The 2,832-nt window shown below is 72.4% G+C and carries 2 pseudogenes; both read left to right on the forward strand.

The window, feature by feature from the left end:
* Window positions 1-1,454 (forward strand): annotated as a pseudogene (locus A5622_RS21510) (hypothetical protein); the annotation flags it as partial.
* Between the two features lie 243 nt (window positions 1,455-1,697).
* Window positions 1,698-2,765: pseudogene (locus tag A5622_RS21515) on the forward strand (hypothetical protein); the annotation flags it as partial.
* Window positions 2,766-2,832 lie beyond the last annotated feature (67 nt).

Consider the following 2,832-nt stretch of genomic DNA (forward strand, 5'->3'; position numbering starts at 1 on the left):
GCTGGCTCTCCTCGGGAAGGAAGAGCTTCTCGATGACGACGGTCGGTGAATCGGCGTCCTCGTCCCCCACCGCGCTGGCATATGCGCAGGATCCCGGCACGGGCTCGGTCGACCAGTACTCGCTTCCCGAGTACCTCTATGTCCCGATCGGCTCGGAACCCGGCGACGACGACCTCGCCTACAGCGCGGTGGGGGACGAGGACGCCGATTCACCGACCGTCGTCATCGAGAAGCTCTTCCTTCCCGAGGAGAGCCAGCCGAAGCGGCGGCCGGTGCTGCTGGTCGGCAGCGGGCTGGCGGTGGTCGGCATCAGCGCGGTGCTGGCGCTCGAGATCGCGTTGGCGATCGGGATCCGCAACACGGGAACCGTGGCCCTGCAGCCCACACCGGGGCAGCACCTCATCGTCCCCGAGCAGGCGCCGGCCCCGGCGCCGGTGCAGGCGTCCGAACCGCTGTCGAAGATCAGCCTGCCCGTCCCGGTGGCCGCCCCCAAGCCGCTGAGCCCGCCGGCCGCCGCGCCGTTGCCCGCGGTTGCGCCTCCGGCGGCCCCTCCGCTGCCCGCCGCCCCTCCGGTTCCCGCGGCGCCGGTCCCCGTCGTGGTCCCGCCGGTGCCGGTGCCGGTGCCGGTGCCGGTGCGCATCCCGGTTCCGGTTCCCGACCCCATCGACAGCCCCCCGCTGTTCGAGGCCCCGCCGCGCCTGACGATCCCGCAACCGGTGCAGCCCCAGCCGCCGGTGCATCTGCCCCAACCGCCGTCGCCCCCGCAGGTCACCGTCCCGCAGTCACCGCCGCACCAGACGCCGCCCGGCGAGGGCACCGCTCCCAAGCCGAGCGGTCCGGGTAACTACGGCGGCGGTCACTCTCCCACGCCCGGGGAGAGCGGCCCGGGTGGCTCGGGCGGTTCGGGCGGCCCCGGTGGGCATGTGCCGACGCCGGGTTCCGGTGGACCTGGTGGGCATGTGCCGACGCCGGGTTCGGGTGGTCCTGGTGGGCATGTGCCGACGCCGGGTTCGGGTGGTCCTGGTGGGCATGTGCCGACGCCGGGTTCGGGTGGTCCTGGTGGGCATGTGCCGACGCCGGGATCCGGCGGTCCCGGCGGTTTGGGCGGCGGCCACCTGCCCGCGCCCGGTAGCGGTCCGGGCGGCCTGGGTGGCGGGCATGTCCCCACACCACCGGCGGGCGGTCCCAGCGGCGGGCTTGGCGGCTTCGGCGGTGGTCACGCTCCGGCTCCCGGCGGCGGCGGCGGCCTCGGCGGTGGTCACGCTCCGGCTCCCGGCGGCGGCGGTGGCTTCGGCGGTGGTCACGCTCCGGCTCCCGGCGGCGGCGGCGGTGGCCTCGGCGGCTTCGGCGGCGGTCACAGCGGCGGCGGCTTCGGTGGTGGTGGCGGCTTCGGCGGTGGTCACAGCGGCGGCGGTGGCGGCCTCGGCGGCGGAGGCGGCGGCGGACACCATTAGTCCGGTTTGCCAACTAACACACAGCAACCGGCGCCTACTTCTCCCAAAATCACGCGCGTAGGGTCGGGGTATTGAGGCCGGCAACAAGATGCCGCCTCTGCCGCCAGAATTTCATCAGCCCAGCAACATGTGCGGGCATGCGGCCCGCGCTCTGCGGTGGCAGAAATCCTTGGTGATCACTGAACAGTGGTGTTGCCGACGGGGGCGTTGAGCGACACGAATTGGGCAGAGGGAGCTTAAGCGGTGGTGGGCATCGTGCTTGGCGTCTCGATGACGCCGACGAAGGTACGCATGGTCCTGGTCGAAGGGGAGAGCGCCGACGGAGTCACCGTCGACGAGGACGACTTCGACGTCGACACCCAACGCACCGCCCTGCCCGGCACCGGCCCCACCGAGGTGATCTCGGCCATCCTCGGCACCCGGGAAGGCGCCGCCGAGGGCGGCTACGAACTGCTGTCGACGGGCGTGACCTGGACCGACCACGTCGAAGCGGCGATGCTGCGCGACGCCCTCATTTCCCACAAGGTCGAAAACGTCATGCTGGTCTCGGCGTTCATGGCCGCGGCCGCGCTGACCCAGGCCGTGGGAGACGCCACCAACTACGCGCGCACCGCGCTGCTGTTCGTCGAGCCCTACAGCGCCACCCTGGCCGTCGTCGACACCGCGGACGGCTCGGTCTCGGAGGTACGCCGCAGACCCCTCGCGGACGACGAAGACGAAGCGGTCGCCGAACTCGTCGACATGGCCTCCGGCGCCACGACGCTCGAAACCCACCCCGAAGGCCTGGTTCTGGTCGGCTCCGGCGTCGACATCCCGCTGATCAAGCCGGTGCTGGAGGCCGCGACCTCGCTCGAGTTGTCCGTGCCCGACGAGCCGGAGATGGCCCTGGCGCGAGGCGCCGCGCTGGCGGCGGCGAACGCGCCGCTCTTCGCGTCGTCGACGGCCGCGCTGGCCTACGCGCTGGATCCCGGCACCGGCGAGGTCGACCCGATGCTGTTGGCCGGGCAGCATCCCGGCCTGCTCCCGGGATATCAGCCCGAATACCGCAGCCGCATCGCGGCGCTCGCCGCCGACGCCGACAAGGGCAAGACCAACGTCGCCTACAGTGCCGTGCCGGACGATGAGGCCGAGGCCAAAACGATCATCGCTTCCGACGAACGCGCGCGCCGGCGCAGGTCCTTGATGCTGGTCAGCAGCTCGCTGGCGGTGATCTTCATCGCGGCGGTGGTGGCGCTGGAAATCGCGCTGGCCATCAGCATCCGCCCGACGGTCGCCTTGCGCCCCAGCCCCAACGAAAACATCGTCGCCCCGTGACCCGTGCCGTACTGCCCGGCGTGACCGCCGTTCAGCAGGTCGTGCAGGCCCAGGACCGCGCAGC

It is taken from the genome of Mycobacterium sp. 1245801.1, from assembly GCF_001673055.1.
GTDB classification, from domain to species: Bacteria; Actinomycetota; Actinomycetes; order Mycobacteriales; family Mycobacteriaceae; genus Mycobacterium; species Mycobacterium europaeum_A.